Genomic DNA, 3991 nt, shown 5'->3' with positions numbered 1-3991 from the left:
GACAGCATCGCCGCCCAGCCCTCCACCAACCCCCACGCCTCCGCCTCACCCAACAACCGACCCGGCCACGCCACACTCAACACCAACACCGGACCGTCACCGCGCTCGTGGACGGCTGCCATCACCTCCAGGGCGTGCATCACCGGCACGGAACTGTCGGGGCTCTGGCCCAGGCCGATCCCACCGATCGGCTGCCAGTCCTGATCGCGGCCTGAGACCCGGCCCAGGTAGTTGAAGCCGATCTGCGCCTTGGGCAGCTGCGCCAGGACACCGCCGGTCTCCTGGTTCAGATGGCGCAGCAGGCCATAGCCCAGTCCGTCACCGGGGATGGAACGCACCTGTTCCTTGACCGCCTTGAGCAGCGCGCCCGCTGCCGGTCCGCCGGCCCGCACCTCGGTCGGATCGAACGTTCCGGGCGCCAGTCGCACCGGGTGGACGGCGGTGAACCATCCCACGGTCCGCGACAGTTCCATCCCCGTGGACAACGGCTCACGGCCGTGGCCCTCCATGTCCACCAGGATCCCGCCCTCGATGCCCTGGTCACCGCGCCACGCCGCCACCGCCGCGGCCAGCCCGGTCAGCAGAACGTCGTCGACCCCGGCATGGAAGGCGGCCGGGACGCCGGTCAGCAGGGCCGACGTGACCTCCGCGGACACGGTGATCGAAGCCTGCCGTACGGTGCCCTCGACATCCCGGGCAGGATCCAGCGGCTCATCGGTCAGCAGCGCGCTCGCGCCGTCGAGCAGCGCGGTCCAGGCCTCCAGCTCCGCCACCCGTTCGTCGGCCTGGGCCTGGGCAGTGAGCTGCCTCGCCCAGTGCCGGAACGAGATCGGCACCGACCCGAGCGCCGCCTCCCGACCATCCGCCGATGCCGTGTAGGCCTCGGCCAGATCCGGGAGCAGCACCTGCCAGGACACGGTGTCGGTCACCAGGTGGTCGGCCACCAGCAGCAGTCGCCCAACGGTCTTGGGCCCGGCGTCGAACCACACCACCTGAAGCATCACTCCGGCCGGCGGATCGAGCCGACCTGCCGCCGTCCGGGCCTGCTCCTCGATCAGCCGGGACAGTTCCTCGTCGTCCAGGTCGGCCGCGTCCACGCGCCGCACCCACGAATCAACCGCAACCGTGCCCGGCTGCGGCACGACCAAGCGCCGCGGCTCGCTCGCCAGGCGCGCCCGCAACACCTCGTGGTGATCCACCAGGGCCTGCACCGCTGCGGCAAGCGGCGTCAGCCGCACCTCGGCCGGGCTACGCACCACACTTGCCTGGACGACCTGCCCGATCCGGTCGGCCCCGACCCGGTCGAGGACTTCGTGCATCACCGGTGTCAGCGGCACGTCACCGACACCGGACTCCACGTGGCTCGGTGCAAGCTCCTCCGCCACGCCGACGACGGCCGCAAGCCCCTCGGGAGTGCGCCGCTCGAACACCTGCCGAGACGTGATCACCACACCCGCCCGCCGGGCACTGGAAACCAACAGCATCGACAGAATCGAATCGCCGCCCAGCTCGAAGAAGCTGTCCTCGACACCCACTCGCTCCAGGCCCAGCACCTCGGCGAACAGGCCGCACAACAGCTCTTCGACCGGCGTGGCAGCGACACGGCCGCCCCGCGCTTCCACGGCAGGCGCGGGCAGGGCCGAGCGGTCGAGCTTGCCGTTGACCGTCAGCGGCAGCGCGTCCAGCGCCACCACAGCGGACGGCACCATGTACTCCGGCAGACGGGCCGCCACGAACTCCCGCAGCTCCACGGCATCCGACACCCGCTCACCGGCCGGGACTACGTACGCGACCAGCCGCTTGTCGCCTCCCTGCTCCTCGCGCACGATGACCGCCGCCTGGCCGACGCTCCCGTGCGCACTCAGCACCGATTCGATCTCACCGAGCTCGATACGGAAGCCGCGGATCTTGACTTGCTCGTCGGCGCGTCCGGCGAAGTGCAGCTGACCGTCCGCGCTCCAACGGGCCAGGTCGCCGGAGCGATACATCCGCTGACCGGGCAGGAACGGGCAGGCCACGAACCGCTCCGCGGTCTGCCCCGAACGACCGACGTAGCCGCGGGCCAGCCCGGTCCCGGCGATGTACACCTCGCCCACGGCACCAACGGGCAGAGGCCGCAGGAGGTCATCGAGCACATACACCTGGGTGTTGGCGAGGGGGCGGCCGATGGCGGGCGGTGCGTCCTGCGAGGTGATGCCCTCGCCGAGCGGTGTGACGGTGGTGATGACGGTCGCCTCGGTCGGGCCATAGGTGTTCCACACCCGCGCCTGTCCCCGCCAGCGTGCGGCCAGGTCGGCGCTCAACCGCTCAGCACCCAATACCCAGTTGGACACCCCGGGCACCGACACCGGGTCCAACACCCCGAGCAACGACGGCACCACACTCGCCACCGACACACCCGCCGCACGGATCATCTCCGCCAACACCGCAGGATCCGTACGCTCCTCACTCCCGGCAATCGCCAGCGTCCCACCCGCAGCCAGCGTCACCACCACATCCAGAACCGCCGCGTCAAAGCTGAACGACGCAAACTGCAACGCGGTGACACCCTCATCCACACCCAGCACCGGCCGCATGGCCTCCGCCAGATTGGCCACGCCACCGTGCGCAACCGCCACACCCTTCGGCCGGCCGGTGGAACCCGAGGTGTAGATCACGTACGCCAGTTGGTCGAGCTCCGGCGACGACCCCAACGGTTCCCCGGACTCCGCGGCAATCGCGTCTGCCACCTCATCCAGGAGCACGGCGTCGAACGGCAGCCGGTCCAGCCCCTCGGAGATGCTGAGCACCACCGCCGCGCCGCTGTCGGCAACCATGAACGCCAGCCGGTCCGCCGGGTATTCAGGGTCCACCGGCACAAAGGCGCCGCCCGCCTTCCACACCGCCAACTCACCCACGACAATGTCGACACCACGCGGCAGGCACAGGCCGACCCGGGACTCCGGCCCAACCCCCAGCCCCCTCAGATACCGCGCCAGCCGATTCGCCCGAGCGTCCAACTCCCCGTACGCGAGCACCTCTTCGCCGCACCGCACAGCCGCCGCCGTCGGTGACCGCCGCGCCTGGTCCTCGAACCGAGACAGTGCCGACCCTGCCGGCACAGCCCGCGTGGTGGCGTTCCACTCCTCCACCACCCGCGAGCGCTCGCCCTCACCGAGGACGTCGATGTCGCCGAACCGCGCCTGCGGGTTGTCCGCCATCTGCTGCAGGATGCGCACCAGCCGCTCGGCCACAGCCCGAACCGTGTCCTCGTCGAGCACATCGGGGCGGTAGTCCAGCCGCAGCGTCAGGTCATCCGGGTTCACGCCGAGCGTGAGGGCGAAGTTCGTCGACTCGCGCAGGCCGGTACCGGTGAGCGTGACCGCGTCCAAGGCAGGCGGGGCCGACGGATCGCCCGGATAGTTCTCGAAGGCCATGAGCGTGTCGAAAGTGGCGCCCGGCCCCGCGATTCGCTGGATCTCGCTCAGGCTCAAGTGCTGGTGGTCCAGCAGCACGGACTGCTGCGCCTGGAGACCGGTCAGCATGTCGGCGATGGTCTGCGCCGGGTCCAGTCGCACTCGTACCGGAACCGTGTTGAGGAACAGCCCGAGCATGTCTTGCATGCCCTGCAATTCCGCAGGCCGTCCCGCCACTGTTGCGCCGAACACCACGTCGTGGCGCCGGGCCAGTTGACCGACCACTACCGCCCAGGCGGCTTGCAGCACGGTGTTCACAGTCACGCCGTACCTGCGAGCAGTCTCCCTCAGGGACGTGGCCAGCCGCGCACCCGGCTCGGTGGTGAGAATGCGGGTCAGCACAGGGGTGTTGGTCGACACGTGGGGTGCGATGAGGGTGGGTTCGTCGGTGTCGGCGAGGGCCTGCTGCCAGGCGTCGCGTGCGGCGGACTTGTCCTGCCCCGCCAGCCACGCCAGGTACTGCCGGTAGTCCGGCACCGGCGGCAGACCGGCCCCGCTCCCCTCAGCGTCGTAACAGGCCCACAGCTCACGCATCA

1 protein-coding gene is annotated in these 3991 nt (G+C 70.3%); it reads right to left on the bottom strand.

Annotated elements, in window-relative coordinates:
* Nucleotides 1–3932: amino acid adenylation domain-containing protein (locus ACFY1J_RS46020; RefSeq protein WP_390733300.1), on the bottom strand; the 3932-nt coding region annotated here is incomplete at its 3' end.
* Nucleotides 3933–3991 lie beyond the last annotated feature (59 nt).

It is taken from the genome of Streptomyces sp. NPDC001406 (assembly GCF_042895285.1).
Taxonomy (GTDB): Bacteria; Actinomycetota; Actinomycetes; order Streptomycetales; family Streptomycetaceae; genus Streptomyces.
This window is presented reverse-complemented; position numbering and strand designations above follow the sequence as displayed.